The following is a 14,751-nucleotide window of genomic DNA, read 5'->3' as shown; positions in this document are numbered from 1 at the left end:
TGCCCCGCCCGCCCACGCGGTACGCCTGGGGAACGGCCAGTATGGGTGCGGACCGTCCCGGACGGACAGGCACAGTTCGGACAGAAGCCGTACCCGGACCGGCCACGGACCGGCCACGGACAGGGCCGGTCCGACCGCCGGGCCGTCAGAAGGCGTAGTAGATGCGCTCCCGGTTGTCCGCCATGACCTTGGCGTTCCACTCCGTCCCGCCGTCCACGTTGCCGGACCGGAACAGCGGCGGGGTGATCCCCCGCTCGGTCAGCCGGCCGACCGCCGAGACCACGACGGCCTGCATCAGCGCGCTGGTCACGATCGTGGAGACCGGGCCGAAGCTCGTCCGTGCCCCCGCGCAGGACAGCTCCCCGTCGCCGACCGCGATCTTGTTGTCCAGCACCACGTCGCAGTTGTCCTTGAGGTACGTCCCGGACGGGTGGTGGGAGGAGACCGCCCCCGGGTAGGCGAGCGAGGTCACCCCGACCACGTTCATCCCGCGCTCGCGGGCGTGCCGGGCCAGCTCGACCGGCATCACCTGGCGGCCGGAGAGCGAGATCACGAACAGCAGGTCGCCGGCGGTCGCCGGGGTGAGGTCCAGGGTGGCGGTGGCCAGCCCGGAGACCCGCTCCAGCGCACTGCCCAGCGGCGCCGGCATCACGTTCACCCCGGTCATCCCCGGCACGTTCAGCAGGTTGACCACCACCAGGCCGCCGGCCCGGTACACCACGTCCTGGGCGGCCAGCGAGGAGTGCCCGGCACCGAACGCGAAGATCCGGCGACCCTCCGCGACCGCGTCGGCGAGCAGCTCGGCCGCGGCCCCGATCGAGGCCGCCTCCTCGCGGCGGACCCGCTCCAGATGGGCCACGGCGGCGTCGAAGTACTGCCCGACCAGGTCGGTCATCGAAATCTCCGAATCTGTGCGGGGCCCGGTGGTCCAGACCGCTCATGGAGGAAGATACGGCGAGCACGGTGCTGCCTGCGGCGGTCCGCTGTCAACAGCGATGAAAAGAGCCGGGCATGTACCACGACCGGCCCCTGTTGACACTGCGGTACGCCAGAATTGGCGGTGAGGACACCGAAGAACGGAGACCAGCGGCGATGTCTGGCCTGATCGACACCACGGAGATGTACCTCCGCACCATCCTCGAACTGGAGGAGGAGGGCATCACCCCGATGCGCGCCCGCATCGCGGAGCGCCTGGAGCAGAGCGGTCCCACGGTCAGCCAGACCGTCGGGCGGATGGAGCGTGACGGCCTCCTGCGGGTCGCGGGCGACCGCCACCTGGAACTCACCGAGGAGGGCCGCCGGCTCGCCGTCCGCGTCATGCGCAAGCACCGGATCGCGGAGTGCCTGCTGGTCGACGTGATCGGCCTGGAGTGGGAGCAGGTCCACGAGGAGGCCTGTCGCTGGGAGCACGTGATGAGCGAGACGGTCGAGCGCAAGGTGCTCGCCATGCTCGGCCACCCGACCCAGTCCCCGTACGGCAACCCGATCCCCGGACTGGACGAGCTCGGCGACACCAAGGCCGAGGGGGAGGGCTTCGACGCGGCCCTGCTCACCCTCGACTCGGTGGCCGGCAGCGGCAGCGCCAGCGTGGTCGTCCGCCGGATCGGCGAGCCGATCCAGACCGACGAGGAGCTGATGCGCACCCTGCGCCGCGCCGGTGTCCGTCCGGGCGCCACCGTCCAGGTCGCCCCGGCCGCCGGCGGCGTCCTGGTCGGCGCCGGCGAGGGCGCGGCCGAACTCGGCAAGGACATCGCCGCCCACGTCTTCGTCGCCCAGGCCTAGACCCCGGGCCCGTTCCCGGGCTCCGGTCCGCGACCCGGCCGCGCCCCGTGCGCCGGGCCGGCCTTCGGCGTGCCCGCGGTTCCTCGCCGCGTCAGGGGCCCGGTGCTCCCCGGCACCGGGCCCCTGTTGCGCCCCACCCGTCCCCCCGGTCCCCTCCCTGTTCCCCGAACGACCACGGCACCGGCCACCCCGAGCCGGGACGGTGCCGCAGCCCCCCGATCCCCCTTCCCCGCGTCCGGCTTCCCCGACCGAACGCCCCTCCCGGCCCCCCGGGTCCGTGCCCCCTCTCGTGCTGCCGCCGTGCGTCCTCCCGCCGGAATTTCTCCCCTCGGCAGGTCCCGCCAATCCTTGAGAGTCGTCACCCGAACGAGCAGGCTTGCCGCGCTGACCAGCGGGTACACCCCCGCCTCAGGGCACAGACGCGTCAGGCGGGCCCCGCCCCCTGTGAGGGGCGGGGCCCGCCGGATGCGCGCGAGGGTGTCGCGCGGTTCCCGCCCTCACCCGATAGGAGCAGGGCGGCGATCGGCGGACGGGTGAATTCCCGTCAGGCCCGGTTCAGCGGACGGCCGCCACGGCCGGCCCCGGCTGCGGCCGGAGCGGCTGCAGGGCCTCCCGTCCGCAGGCGTAGGCGAGCGGATTGATCAGTTCGGCGGCGTCCGGGAGCCAGCGGTTCATCGCGGACGGCGGGCGCGCCCACTGGGCGAAGCCGTAGGGGCCGATCCGGGACGGCGGCGCCACCACGTGGTCGCCCTCGCCGCGGGCCACCAGGTCGAGCCGGCCGGGTGCCCAGCCCAGCTTGCCGAGCATCTCCGGGACCTTGGCCGCCACCCCGGGCAGCACCAGGAAGTGCAGCCGGCGGCCGGCCCGCCCGGCCGCCGCCGGGACGGCCACCACCGGGCCGAGCTGGAGCCCCATCCGCTCCATCCGGGCCAGCGCCAGGCAGCCCGCCACCTCCGGCACGTCCAGCACGTCGAAGGAGCTCCCGGTGGGCAGCAGGACGGAGGCCTCGGGGCGCTCCGTCCACCAGCGGCGCACCACGCCCGGGCCCGCGCTGGCCCGGCGGCGCCAGTCCTCCTCCGCCGGGTGGGCGCCGGGCAGCGCGCACCGGAGGTCGCCGCACGAGCAGTGCGCCGGTCCGTCGCCGTCGACCAGCCACGTGCCGGGGACGACCTCCCAGTGGCGGTCCTCCGCGTAACTGACGGCTTCGATGAGGAGCGGGGGCGGACCCTGCTCGCGGGCTCCTGGGCTGTTGTCCACGTGGTGCTCAACTACCGTGCGTGAAGGCGGTTACGGCCGGACGGCGGGTGGTCAGCAGGGCGCCGCCGATGTCACCCTCGACGGTGAGCCGGCCGTCGTGTCGACCGCCGTTCCGGGGGCGGTAACGGGCGCAATGGGGGCGCACAGGGGCATTCATCAGGGCGCGTGGGGAGTGGATGCGTCACCCTGGGTATTCCGCTGGTGTCGCCGGGTTGCCGGCCGGGGGCAGGTCGCGCTCCCGCCGCCGGCGCACGCACCAGCAGCAGAATCGTCGCCCCGCGGTCAGGGCCGGGGGCGTTGGGGAGGCGAAGTCCATGGCCGCGAGACCACTCGTCGCACGAGAGCCCAACGAGCGCTTGCAGCAGCTGATCCAGGAGGCGGGCTGCTCGAACGCGGGCCTGGCCCGCCGGGTCAACCTCTGCGGCGCGGAGCACGGCCTGGACCTGCGCTACGACAAGACCTCGGTGGCCCGCTGGCTCCGCGGCCAGCAGCCGCGCGGCCAGGCGCCCGCCGTCATCGCCGAGGCGCTCGGCCGCAAGCTCGGCCGCGGCGTCACCGTGGACGAGATCGGCATGGCCGACGGCAAGGGCCTCAGCTCCGCCGTGGGCCTGCAGTTCGCACCCAACCTGAACGCCGCGCTGGAGCAGGTCTGCGAGCTGTGGCGCAGCGACGTCGGCCGGCGGGACTTCCTGGCCGGGGCCGCGGTGGCGGCCTCCGCCCTGGTGGAGCCCAGCCGGGACTGGCTGATCACCCCGCCGGACCCGGTGGTCGCCCGGGCCGGCGCCACCCGGGTCGGCCCGACCGACGTCGCCGCCGTCCGGGCCACCACCCAGATGCTGGTCGAGCTGGACCACCGCTTCGGCAGCGGCCACGTCCGCCCGGTCGTGGTGCACTACCTCAACAGCGTGGTGTCCAACCTGCTCTCCGGCGGCTACCGGGACGAGACGGGACGTCAGCTCTTCGCCGCCGTCGCGCGGCTGACCGAGCTGGCCGGCTACATGGCGGTCGACACCGGTCAGCCGGGGCTGGCCCAGCGCTACTACATCCAGGCGCTGCGGCTGGCCCAGGCGGCCGACGACCGCGGCTACGGCGGCTACGTGCTCGCCGCCTCCATGAGCCACCTGGCGGCCACCCTCGGCAACCCGCGGGAGATCGCCCAGCTCGCCCGGGCCGCCCAGGAGGGCGCCCGTGCGGTCGCCACCCCGACCGCGATGGCGATGTTCTACGCCGCCGAGGCGCGCGGCCACGCGCTGCTCGGCGACGCCCGGTCCTGCGAGGCGGTGGCGGCCAAGGCCCAGGAGGCGATGACGCACCGCAACCCGGCGGACGACCCGGACTGGATCGTGCACTTCGACGAGGCCTACCTCGCCGACGAGCTCGCGCACTGCCACCGGGACCTCGAACAGGGCGCGAAGGCGGAGGCGTACGCCCGCACCGCGCTGGAACTGCATCCGGTGAGCCGGGTGCGCCGGCGCGCGGTGGACCTCGTCCTGCTGGCGACGGCGCAGTTGCAGCAGCGCGAGGTCGAGCGGGCCTGCGAGACGGGCACGCAGGCCGTGCGGCTGCTGAGCGGTCTGCGCTCGAACCGCGGGGTGGAGTACCTGCACGACTTCCGCAGCAGGCTGGAGCCGTACCGGGAGCACCGGGTCGTCCGGGAGTTCCAGGCGAGACTCGCGGGGGAGGCGGCGTAGCGGCGGAGGGGGCGGCGGGCCCCCTCGCTTCGTGAGGAGCGGGTGAGGAACGCCCTCCCTGCGTAGTCACCCGTGCAGGTGACCGGGTAGCGTGGGCGTGCTATGCAGCGTTACCCAGGTCGTCGAGCAGTTGTGGTCCGCCGTCAGCGAGCGCGCGGCACAGGTGAGGAATCGCGTTGAGCCAGCGCCGCTTCTCCCACTCCCATTCCTCCAGCGACTTCAATCTGGACGATCTGTTCAGGCCGGAGTCCGGAGGGGAGCAGGGTCAGCCGGGCGTGCCCGCACAGCAGGCGCCGCCCGTCCAGCAGCCGGTGCCGCAGGCCGCACCGCCGGTGCCGGGCCAGGGCGGCCCCGAGTACTGGGGGCCGCCGTCCGGCGCCGCCCAGCCCGCGGCCCCGGTCGAGCACGCGCCGGAGACGCAGTACCTGCCGCCGTACCCGACCACGGACCCCTCGGTCGGCGGGGCCCCGCAGACGCCGGGTCAGGCGACGCCGGGTCAGCCCGGCTACGGCGGGCAGTCCTACGGCGGCCAGCAGGCCTTCGGCGGGCAGCAGCAGCCGTACGGCGGCCAGACCTTCGGCGGGGGCTTCCCGGCGGAGGCGCAGCCGCAGCAGGCCGTGCCGCAGCCCGGCTACGGCGGCCAGCAGACCTTCGGCGGCCAGTCCTTCCCCGGGGCCCCGGCCGCGCCGCCGGCCGTCCCCGGCCACGGCGAGCCGGGCGGCCGGGCGGCCGCCCGCTCCAACCGGCCGTCCAACAAGATCGTCATCGGTGGTGTGATCGCGGGCTGCGCGGCGGCGGGCATCCTCGTCGCGGTGCTGATGAGCGGTGGCGACGACGACCCGTCCGGCACCGGGACGACGCCGGTGGCCAAGGCGTCCAGCGGCGCCCCGGCGACCGCCGGCACCGGTGGCATGACCCCCGAGGCCAAGGAGCAGGCCAAGGCGCTCTCCGACCTGCTGGGCACCGCCAGTGCCAGCCGGCAGGCCGTGGTCGGCGCGGTGGCGGCCGTCGGCAAGTGCGACAAGCTGCCGGAGTCGCGGGCGGCACTGACCGACGCGGCCGCGCAGCGACAGGACCTGGTGACCAAGCTCGGCGCGCTGAAGGTCGACAAGCTGACCGGCGGCGCGGAGCTGACCTCCCAGCTGCAGCGGGCCTGGCAGGCCTCGGCCACCGCGGACACCGAGTACGCGGCCTGGGCGGGCGACGCCGCGGCGGGCTGCGACCCGGCGGCGATCAAGAACAACCAGCATCTGAAGACGGCCACCGAGGCCAGTAGCACGGCGACCGGGGCGAAGGAGAAGGCCTCCTCGCTGTGGAACGCGATCGCGGGCCAGGCCGGGCTGCCGAACAAGGACAAGACGGAGCTCTGAGCCCCGCGGGCCGCGGGCCGCGGCCGGAGGCCGCAGAGCGCCGAGGGGCGGACGGGAGTGATCCCGTCCGCCCCTCGCCGTCCGCCGGGGTGCCCGCCGCCGTCAGGACGGGGCCTTGCCCCCGGCGAGGACCCAGCGGACGTCGACGAAGCCCTTGTGCTGCTCGACCAGGCGGCCGCCCTGCACGTGCTGGAAGGTGACCGAGGTGTTCACCAGCCGCGGCGAGTCCGCGCTGGCGAGCATGTTGGTCATGCCCCAGCTGAGCGGGGGGGTGGCGCCGTTGGTCTCGATCGGGTCGCCGCCGTCCAGCACGCCGCGCAGCGTCTTGGCGGTGAGCGGCTTGCCGGCCTCGACCCGGTTGGCGGCGGCCCGCAGCACCTCGTAGGCGACCCAGGTGGTCTGCACGCCGGGGTCGGCGACGTCGATCGCGGTGTCGCCGCTGCCGTAGCTGCGGACGGTGCCGCGCAGCGCGTCCCACACGGGCGAGGACTCGGGCGGGAACCAGCCGGTGGCGTAGGCGCCGCCGAGCGGTCCGCCGTCGCCGCCGGTGGAGTCCACCACGGACTGCTGGAAGCTGCCGATCACCGAGGCCAGCACGGTGTGCTTGGGGCCGAGCCGGCGGAACGGGTCGAGCAGGTTGGAGGTCGGCTCGGGGCCGAGCGCGACCGTGACGCAGTTGCCGTTCCGGTCGTCGCCGATGGCCTTCTGGGCGATCGGCGTGTAGTCGTTGGACCGCTCGGGCGCCTTGACGTCGGTCAGCCGGATCCCGGCGGGCCGCAGCGCGGCGTCCAGGTAGCCGACCAGGGTGTCGCCGGCCCGGGTGTCCGGGCGGATCAGCGCGACCGACTTGCAGCCCGCCTCGACCAGCTGGCGGCCGCTGCCGGCGATCAGCGCGGGAGTGCCGCCGGCCACCGGGTAGGACAGCGGGCTGCTGAACTCCGGCGTCGACAGGCCGTAGCCGCCCAGGTAGGGGATGCCGGCCTGCTCCAGCGTGGAGACGAAGCTGCCGCCGTACTGGCTGTAGGAGCCGACCACCGCGACGGCCTTCGCGTCGATCGCCTGCCGGGCGCAGGCGGTGACGCCGTCGGCGGTGTTGTGCTCGTTGCAGGTCAGCACGCGCAGCGTGCGGCCGTGCAGGCCCCCCTTGGCGTTGATCTCGCGCCCGATCGCCTCGGCGAGCGCGGTCATGCCGGGCCGGTCCGCCGAGCCCGTGTCGGAGGGCGCCCAGGTCATCACGGTCAGGTCGCCCGAGGCGGAGGCGGCGTCCGCCGGTCCGCCGCAGGCGGAGGTGGCGAAGACCGCGGGGACGAGGGCCGCCGCCGCGGCCAGGACGCCCGCTCTGCGGCGGGTCCGCCGGAGTCCGGTGCTCTGCCGGCCGGCGGGCCGATGGTCGTCGGGCGATCCGTTCCGCCTCATGGTGACTCTCCCCTCCCGGGTACACACCCACGGCCGCACTGTGATTCGGCCGAAATCAAGCCTTGACCTCGGTTCGCACGCCGAGAGGGACGAAAAGCGAACGCGAGGCCAACGGGGGCGGAACTCCGGGGGGTGACGCGTGTAGACCCGGCGGTCGGTGGCGGCACGTACGATCGAGGCACGATGTCCGACTCCACAGATTCTTCGTATCGGTCCGCCAACACCTCTTCTCGTGGCGGCCGCCGCTCCAGCACGATGGGCCGCATGCCGCTCAACGATCTCCCGTGGTGGCGCTGGCGGGCCCGCATCCGCTCGGCGCTCCACATGCTCTCCGACCCGCCCTTCCAGCAGCACACCTGGCTGGCCGGCCTGGACGGCTACGGCGACGTCACCGACGCCGTCTACCGCCTGGTCGAGGACAGCTGGCTGGACCGCTGGTCCGCCGAGAAGTACATCGGCACCGTCGTCCGGGACGCCGCCGAGGCCGCCGCCCTGGACGCCGCGGTGCTCCGGGTCCTGCGGGTGCTGCACCAGGTCGGTGCGGACGCCCCCGCCGTCTCCTACCTCGGGCACCAGCTGTGGCCCGAGGCGGTCGCGGCCGCCCGGGAGGCCCACGTCCTGTTCGCGGTCAACGACGGCGAGGACCCGGACACCCCGCCGCGCAGCCTGGAGGTGCTGCGGATCATGACGCAGGCGGCCTGACCGGGCCGCCCGGCGCGCGGCGGCGTCCCGCAGTCCGGTCAGCGGCGCGCCGGGCGTCCGGAATGTGACACGCTTGGCCGTCCGTCGTGAGCGAGTGGAGGAACCCGCACGTGGAAGAGCAGAAGGCCGGCGCCCAGTACGTCCTCACGCTGTCCTGTCCGGACAAGCAGGGGATCGTGCACGCGGTCTCCAGCTACCTCTTCATGACCGGGTGCAACATCATCGACAGCCAGCAGTTCGGCGACGCCGACAGCGGGCTGTTCTTCATGCGGGTGCACTTCTCCGCCGCCGGGCAGGTCACCGCGGAGAAGCTGCGGGCCAGCTTCGCCGCCGTGGGCGCCTCCTTCCACATGGACTGGCACATCCACTCGACCGCCGAGCGGATGCGTGTCGTGCTCATGGTGTCGAAGTTCGGCCACTGCCTGAACGACCTGCTCTTCCGCACCCGGATCGGAGCCCTCCCGGTGGAGATCGCCGCCGTGGTCTCCAACCACACGGACTTCCGCGAGCTCACCGAGTCCTACGGGATCCCGTTCCACCACGTCCCGGTCACCCGGGACACCAAGGCCGAGGCCGAGCGCCGGCTGCTGGACCTGGTCGCCGAGGAGAACGTCGACCTGGTGGTGCTCGCCCGCTACATGCAGGTGCTCTCGGACGACCTCTGCAAGGAGCTCTCCGGCCGGGTGATCAACATCCACCACTCCTTCCTGCCGAGCTTCAAGGGCGCCAAGCCGTACCACCAGGCGCACACCCGCGGGGTGAAGCTGATCGGCGCCACCGCGCACTACGTCACCGCCGACCTCGACGAGGGCCCGATCATCGAGCAGGAGGTGGCCCGGGTGACCCACGACGTGACCCCGGAGCAGCTCGTCGCGATCGGCCGGGACGTCGAGTGCCAGGCGCTCGCCCGGGCCGTCAAGTGGCACAGCGAGCGGCGGGTCCTGCTCAACGGCAGCCGCACGGTCGTCTTCGCCTGAGCCCGCCCGGGCGCCCGGCCCGCGACCCCGGCGCCCGTCAGGGCCGGGAGAGCAGCGGCAGCGCGTGCAGCACCTGCCGGATCGCCTCCCGGTCGCCCTCCCGCCCGACCGGGATCAGGTCCGGGTCGCGGTGGGCCGCCGCCAGGTAGCAGAACTCCAGGCCGTCCAGGGCCATCTCCGCGACCGGCTCGGCGGGCCCGCCCGGCCCGTCCAGCGGGATCAGCCACTCGCCGGCCGCCGGCCCGTCGATGACCAGCCGCAGCGAGCGTCCCGGCGAGCCGGCCGGGACGGGCTGCGCCCGGCGGGCGGCGAACAGCCGGGGGAGTATCCGCGCCCCGAGGTCGATCAGCCGGTGCAGGTGCGCCGGAGCGGGCGGCGGATAGGGGTAGTCCACCGCGCGGGCGATGTCGTCGCCGTGGATCCAGCACTCGAAGGCGCGGTCCAGGAAGGCGTCGCGCAGCGGCAGCACGGCGAAGCCGTAGTCCACCGGAGCGCCGCCGTCGCCGCCGCCCGCCGAGGCGGCCCGCAGCAGCTCACGGCTCTGCCCCCGCCAGCGCAGGCGCACCTGCTCCGGGTCGTCGCCGCCGGCCGCGGTGATCAGGGCCAGGGTGCGGTCCAGCACGTCGGCGGGCCCGCCCTGCCCGGGCACCCGGGGCGCCGGCGGACGCCGCCCGACCACCGGCGGACGGGCGCCGCCCAGCGGGTCGGGCAGGCCGACCGTGCGGGCGAGGTAGCCGTCCACCGCGGTCAGGTGGCAGACCACCTCGGCCGCCCGCCAGCGCTGCACCCCGCCGTGCCACGGCAGTTCGGCGACCTCCTGCCACTCGGCCGGGCCGAGGTCGCTCAGCAGGGCGTCCAGCTTGGCGCTCTCCGCGGCGTACGGGGCCGCCCAGGCCGGGATCGGCAGCTCCGCCGGGCGGCGGGCCAGGCACCAGTCGAGCACCTGGCGGCGCAGCGTCGCCGAGAGGTCGAGCGGTTCGTCGGGGGTGAGTTCGGCGGCGGCACGGCTCAGCCGGGCCGCCTCCTCGGCGCACTCCGGGCAGCCGGCGAGGTGCCGGTCGACCTCGGCGGCCTCCTCCCGCGGGCAGGCCCCGAGCGCCCACGCCCCCAGCAGGGAGCGCAGCGCCTCGTGCCGCCCGGGCGCCGTCACGGTCCCGGCCGTCCGGCCGCCGGTACGGGCTCCGGGACCGGCTCCGGACGGGCGCCGTCCAGGGCGTCCGCGTGGCTGCCCGTGCGGACGGCGCCGCGGACGCCGCGGACGGCGCCGTGGCGGCCGTCGCGGGCCACGTCGTGGGAGGCCGCGAGTTCGCCGGCCACCAGTTGCAGGCCGAGCCGCATCCGGTGCTTGGCCGCGCTCTCGCCGATCCCGAGCCGGCGGGCGGTGTCCCGGTAGGTGCGGCCCTCGTGGTGGCCGGGGGCGATGGCCTCGCGCAGCGGGTCGGGCAGCGAGGCGACGGCGTGGTGGGCGCCGGCGGCGGCGGACCGGGCGGCGATCTCGTGCTCGTCGCCGCAGCCCTCGCGCAGCCGCGCCACCGCGCCGCGGTGGGTGAGCCGGCCCAGCCAGGAGCGCAGGGTGCCCTGTTCGGGGTGCCAGCGGTCCGGGTCCGTCCAGACCTGGGCGAAGACGTCGCGGGTGAGCTGTTCGGCGGCGTCCTGGTCGTCGAGGACGCGCAGCGCGAGGCCGTGCACGAGCGGCGCGAACCGGTCGTACAGCTCGCCGAGCGCCGTCTCCTCGCCGCGGACGAGGCGGAGCGCGAGACGTTCGTCGGAACTGCTCATGCGGTGCCGCGCTCCCTGCTCACGAGGGTGTCCCTCCCCGCTCTCCCCGGCGTGTCGCCGGCGCCGGCCGCACCGCGCCCGCCCGGGCACGCCGGCCGACGGGCCATGCCTGCGACCACGGTATCCAAGACCGCGCACCCGCCGGGTGAAATGCGGAAATGAGGGGCCGGGAAGTTCCACCCCGTCAGATCCTGCCGGTACCCCGGCGGCGACGGCGGGTTCGGACAGATGTGGGAAGGGTGGTTCGCTCGTGGCGGGCGCCCCGGACGGCCGCTCTGGCGGTACCGTCGTTGTGCTCGTGCACAGGCCCCGACCCGGCCGGACGATCGTCGGTGCGACGCTCGTCAGGGTGAGCGGGACAGTATGCACCGAGCTGTCCCCCGATCGCTGGAATATGCCCGAAGCGCTTGCTGCGACCACCCGGTCGAATCATCCTGAGGCGTATTCGTGTCGAAGCCATGGGTAATCCGACCAGGCAGACCGGCCGAGCGCGGCCGGCCGACCGGTGTGATGAAGGCGCTGCCGCCCGGGCCGGGCGGCAGGGTGTGGGTGGCCGATTACCGAGTGCGGGTGGTGGAGCGGTGCAGGTACTTCAGGTGCAGCTGGCGGTCCAGGCGGACCCGGCGGAGGTCGGCAGGGCGCGCCGGTGGGTACGGACCAGGCTTCAGGGGCACGGGCTCGACCCGGACGCGCCGATCGCCGAGACCCTGGTGCTGGTCGTCTCCGAACTCGTCACCAACGCCGTGGTGCACACCGGCTGTCCGGCCGTGCTGAGACTCACCATGCCGGTGGCCGACGCCGCGTCGCCTGACGCCTCCTCATCGCCGGTGCGGGTCGAGGTCGCCGACGCCAGCCGGACGGCGCCCGCCCCGAGGCACGCCGGCCGGGACGCCACCAACGGCCGCGGCCTGGAGCTGGTCGAGCTGCTCTGCGTGCGCTGGGGCTGGTACCCGGAGGGCTCCGGCAAGCGGGTCTGGTGCGAGATCGACCCGGGCGCCGAGGCGCCCGTCCCGGCCGCGGTGCCCGTCTTCGACGCACTCGTCCGGCAGCTCTGACCGCCCGGCGTCCGCGGGCCGCGCCCCCGCCCGGGACCGCCGTCCGCACCGGTGCACCCGGGGCGCACGGGCCGCCCGCACCGACCCGGCCGTGCTCCGCATTCCGGCCGATGCGCCGCAACCTCGCCGAATTTACGACAAGCCATTGACGTGACGTATCCGACTGATCACGCTTGGGTGCAGCTCCGTCGCGAGGGGACGCCGAGGGGAGCCCGGGTGGTGCCAGCACATCAGGGGGACCGGCTGCCGACCGCCCGCAGGCCTCCTCGGCGAGTGCGGAGCGCAGGCGCGCGGGTTCAGGGCTCGCGCGTCCGCTCGGGCGGTGTCCCGGCGTGCCGTGCTCGGGGCGTGCGCGGCGGGGCACCGTCCGGCGAGCGGCGCGGCGCGGGCTCCGTGGTGCGGAAGGTCCGCCGGTAGGCGCTCGGTGCGACGTCGAGCCGGCCGCGCAGGTGCAGCCGCATCGAGGCCGCGGTGCCGAACCCGGCCCGCCGGGCCACCTGGTCCACCGACAGGTCGGTCTCCTCCAGCAGCCGCCGGGCCAGGTCGGTGCGCTGCAGCGCCAGCCACTCGCCCGGGCTGCTCCCGGTCTCCTCGCGGAAGCGCCGGGTGAAGGTCCGCACGCTGGTGCCCGCCCGGGCGGCCAGTTCGCCCAGCGGCAGCGGCCGGTCCAGGTGCTCCAGCGCCCAGGCGCGGACGGCGGCCGTGCCGGACCCGCCCTGCAGCGGGTCGGGCCCGGGCGTCGCCACGTACTGCTTCTGCCCGCCCTCCCGCCACGGCGGCACCAGGCAGGTCCTGGCCACCGCGTTGGCGACCGCGCTGCCGTGGTCGCGGCGCACCAGGTGCAGGCAGACGTCGACGCCCGCGGCGACCCCGCCGGAGGTCAGCACGTCGCCGTCGTCGGTGAAGAGCACGTCCGGGTCCAGCCGCACCTGCGGGAACATCCGGGCGAAGCGCTCGGTGTACGCCCAGTGGGTGGTGGCCGGGCGGCCGTCGAGCAGGCCGGCCGCGGCCAGCACGAAGGCGCCGGTGCAGATCGACACCAGCCGGGTGCCGGGGCGGATCACCGCCAGGGCGGCGGCGATCCGCGGGTCGAGGACACCGTCCACCACGTCGCCGGGACCGTCCTGCTGCGCCGGGACGACCACGGTGTCGGCCTCGGCGAGGAGTTCGGGGCCGTGGTCGACCGCGACCCGGAAGTCGGTGCTGGTGGCGACCGGCCCGCCGTCCACGGTGCAGGTGGCCACCCGGTACAGCGGGACTCCGTCCGGGCCCTTGGCCGACTCGAAGATCCTTGCCGGGATGGCCAGTTCGAAGGCGATCACCCGGTCCAGTGCGAGCACCGCCACCCGGTGCTGCCGCGCGGCCCCTGCCATCCTGGTCTCCCTTCGCGCGGGGCGGTGCCACATTGTGACCCGGAAACCACTGGCCCGCGGAAGTGGTCTGGACCAAAACTGCTGTCGTGCCCGAACTGAGACCCGCGCCCGCCCCGGCCGTCACCACCCCCGCACCGGATGCCGGACCGGCCATCTGGACCCGCAACTTCCGGCTCTACTTCACCGCCCGCAGCTCCGGCCTGCTCAGCGATGCCATGCTCCCGGTCGCCGTCGCGGCCGGCCTGATCGGCGCCGGCCACCCGCTCGGCAGCGTCGGCTACGCCATGGCCTTCCTGATGGCCCCCTTCGCCGGCCTGGTGCTGATCGGCGGGGTGCTCGCCGACCGCTTCACCGCGCGCCGGCTGATGATCGCCGCCGACCTGCTCAACCTGACCACCCGGGTGCTGATGGCCTGGCTGTTCTTCACCGGCGTCGACCGGCTCTGGCAGCTGTACGCCCTGCTCGCGGTGGCCGGCACCGCCGCCGCGATGTTCCAGCCCGGCGCCGCCTCCACCGTCCCGCTGACCGCCCGCGACGTGCACGGCGCCAACGGGGTGCTGCGCACCTCCGAGGCGCTCACCGTCCTGCTCGGCCCGGCGGTGGCCGGCCTGCTGGCGGGGGCCGCCGCCACCGGCTGGGTGATGGTGGTCGCCGCCTGCGCCTACGCCCTGAGCGCCGGCTGCCTGCTCGCGCTGCGGCTCGGCCCGGCACCGGCGCCGCCGCCCGGCGACAGCCTCTGGCGGAACCTGGTCGAGGGCTGGCACGAGTTCCGCGCCCGCACCTGGATGTGGGGCGTCATCGTGATCTGGTTCTTCCACAGCGCGATCTGCTTCGGCCCGCTGCAGCCGATCGCCGCCGGCCTGATCGTCCCCGCGCACGGCTCCACGGCGTACGGCGTGCTGAACGCCGTCTTCGGGGCCGGCACCGTGCTCGGCGGACTGCTCGCCATCCGCGTCCGGCCGCAGCACCCGCTGCGCGGCGGGGCGCTGGCGATGCTGGCCTTCCCGCTCACCCCGCTCGGCATCGCCCTCGGGCTGCCCGTGCCGGTGCTCGCGGTGTGCTTCCTGGTCACCGGCGTCGGCGCCACCTTCTGGAGCGTCATGTGGGCCACCAGCGTGCAGACCCAGGTGCCGGCCGAGGTGCTCAACCGGATCCACGCCTACGAGGTCGCCGGGTCGGTCTGCATGGCGCCGGTCGGCTCCGCCCTGGCCGGCCCCGCCTCCGGGGCCTTCGGCCCGCGGGCGGTGCTGTTCACGGGTGCGGCGGTCGCGGTGCTGGTGGTCGCCACACTGCTGCTCGTCCGGCCGATCCGGAACCTGCGCCGGGTGGCCGACCGCTGAGCCGGGGCG

At 75.0% G+C, this 14,751-nt stretch carries 13 protein-coding genes; 7 read left to right on the top strand and 6 right to left on the bottom strand.

What is annotated here, in order from left to right; all coding sequences use genetic code 11:
* Positions 1-145: 145 nt before the first annotated feature.
* Entirely contained in the window at positions 146-901 is a 756-nt protein-coding gene (locus tag AB0442_RS09060; RefSeq protein ID WP_366161790.1) for an SIS domain-containing protein, read from the bottom strand.
* A 191-nt stretch (positions 902-1,092) separates the two neighbouring features.
* Here AB0442_RS09060 and AB0442_RS09055 point away from each other — a divergent pair, with 191 nt between their 5' ends.
* Entirely contained in the window at positions 1,093-1,782 is a 690-nt protein-coding gene (locus tag AB0442_RS09055; RefSeq protein ID WP_030268918.1) for a metal-dependent transcriptional regulator, read from the top strand.
* A gap of 555 nt (positions 1,783-2,337) precedes the next feature.
* Here AB0442_RS09055 and AB0442_RS09050 read toward each other — a convergent pair.
* Positions 2,338-3,039, bottom strand: a complete 702-nt coding sequence (locus AB0442_RS09050) for a bifunctional DNA primase/polymerase (protein WP_366161730.1) — start codon at positions 3,037-3,039, stop codon at positions 2,338-2,340.
* A 314-nt stretch (positions 3,040-3,353) separates the two neighbouring features.
* On the opposite strand from AB0442_RS09050, the gene AB0442_RS09045 reads away from it, so the two are divergent.
* Both AB0442_RS09045 and AB0442_RS09040 read left to right on the top strand, forming a co-directional pair.
* Positions 3,354-4,730, top strand: a complete 1,377-nt coding sequence (locus tag AB0442_RS09045) for a transcriptional regulator (RefSeq protein ID WP_363540848.1) — start codon at positions 3,354-3,356, stop codon at positions 4,728-4,730.
* A gap of 275 nt (positions 4,731-5,005) precedes the next feature.
* Positions 5,006-6,100 carry a hypothetical protein gene (locus AB0442_RS09040; protein ID WP_366161728.1) on the top strand — a complete coding sequence of 365 codons (1,095 nt, stop codon included), beginning with the start codon at positions 5,006-5,008 and terminating at the stop codon, positions 6,098-6,100.
* A 102-nt stretch (positions 6,101-6,202) separates the two neighbouring features.
* Here the strand turns inward: AB0442_RS09040 and AB0442_RS09035 are convergent, their stop codons facing one another.
* A complete protein-coding gene (locus AB0442_RS09035) occupies positions 6,203-7,516 on the bottom strand; it encodes an ABC transporter substrate-binding protein (RefSeq protein ID WP_366161727.1) in 1,314 nt (437 codons plus the stop codon).
* Between the two features lie 264 nt (positions 7,517-7,780).
* Here AB0442_RS09035 and AB0442_RS09030 point away from each other — a divergent pair, with 264 nt between their 5' ends.
* Together AB0442_RS09030 and purU are read left to right on the top strand one after the other, a co-directional pair.
* Positions 7,781-8,218, top strand: a complete 438-nt coding sequence (locus AB0442_RS09030) for a hypothetical protein (protein WP_366161725.1) — start codon at positions 7,781-7,783, stop codon at positions 8,216-8,218.
* 110 nt (positions 8,219-8,328) lie between these two features.
* Positions 8,329-9,195, top strand: coding sequence for a formyltetrahydrofolate deformylase (gene purU, locus AB0442_RS09025; protein WP_344622501.1), 867 nt, complete (start codon positions 8,329-8,331; stop codon positions 9,193-9,195).
* Between the two features lie 37 nt (positions 9,196-9,232).
* Here the strand turns inward: purU and AB0442_RS09020 are convergent, their stop codons facing one another.
* A complete protein-coding gene (locus AB0442_RS09020) occupies positions 9,233-10,345 on the bottom strand; it encodes a zf-HC2 domain-containing protein (protein ID WP_366161724.1) in 1,113 nt (370 codons plus the stop codon).
* Positions 10,342-10,974 carry a sigma factor gene (locus AB0442_RS09015; protein ID WP_366161722.1) on the bottom strand — a complete coding sequence of 211 codons (633 nt, stop codon included), beginning with the start codon at positions 10,972-10,974 and terminating at the stop codon, positions 10,342-10,344. The genes AB0442_RS09020 and AB0442_RS09015 overlap by 4 nt, the downstream gene beginning before the upstream one ends.
* 581 nt (positions 10,975-11,555) lie before the next feature.
* Between AB0442_RS09015 and AB0442_RS09010 the strand changes: the two genes are divergently transcribed.
* A complete protein-coding gene (locus AB0442_RS09010) occupies positions 11,556-12,029 on the top strand; it encodes an ATP-binding protein (protein ID WP_366161720.1) in 474 nt (157 codons plus the stop codon).
* A gap of 296 nt (positions 12,030-12,325) precedes the next feature.
* Here AB0442_RS09010 and AB0442_RS09005 read toward each other — a convergent pair whose 3' ends face one another.
* Complete coding sequence (locus AB0442_RS09005) at positions 12,326-13,402, bottom strand: helix-turn-helix domain-containing protein (RefSeq protein WP_366161718.1); 1,077 nt, start codon at positions 13,400-13,402, stop codon at positions 12,326-12,328.
* 86 nt (positions 13,403-13,488) lie between these two features.
* On the opposite strand from AB0442_RS09005, the gene AB0442_RS09000 reads away from it, so the two are divergent.
* Positions 13,489-14,742 carry an MFS transporter gene (locus AB0442_RS09000; protein WP_366161717.1) on the top strand — a complete coding sequence of 418 codons (1,254 nt, stop codon included), beginning with the start codon at positions 13,489-13,491 and terminating at the stop codon, positions 14,740-14,742.
* Positions 14,743-14,751 lie beyond the last annotated feature (9 nt).

This window comes from Kitasatospora sp. NPDC085895 (genome assembly GCF_040702125.1).
Taxonomy (GTDB): Bacteria; Actinomycetota; Actinomycetes; order Streptomycetales; family Streptomycetaceae; genus Kitasatospora; species Kitasatospora arboriphila.
The sequence above is the reverse complement of the archived record's forward strand: the minus strand, read 5'-3'. Positions and strand labels throughout refer to the sequence as shown.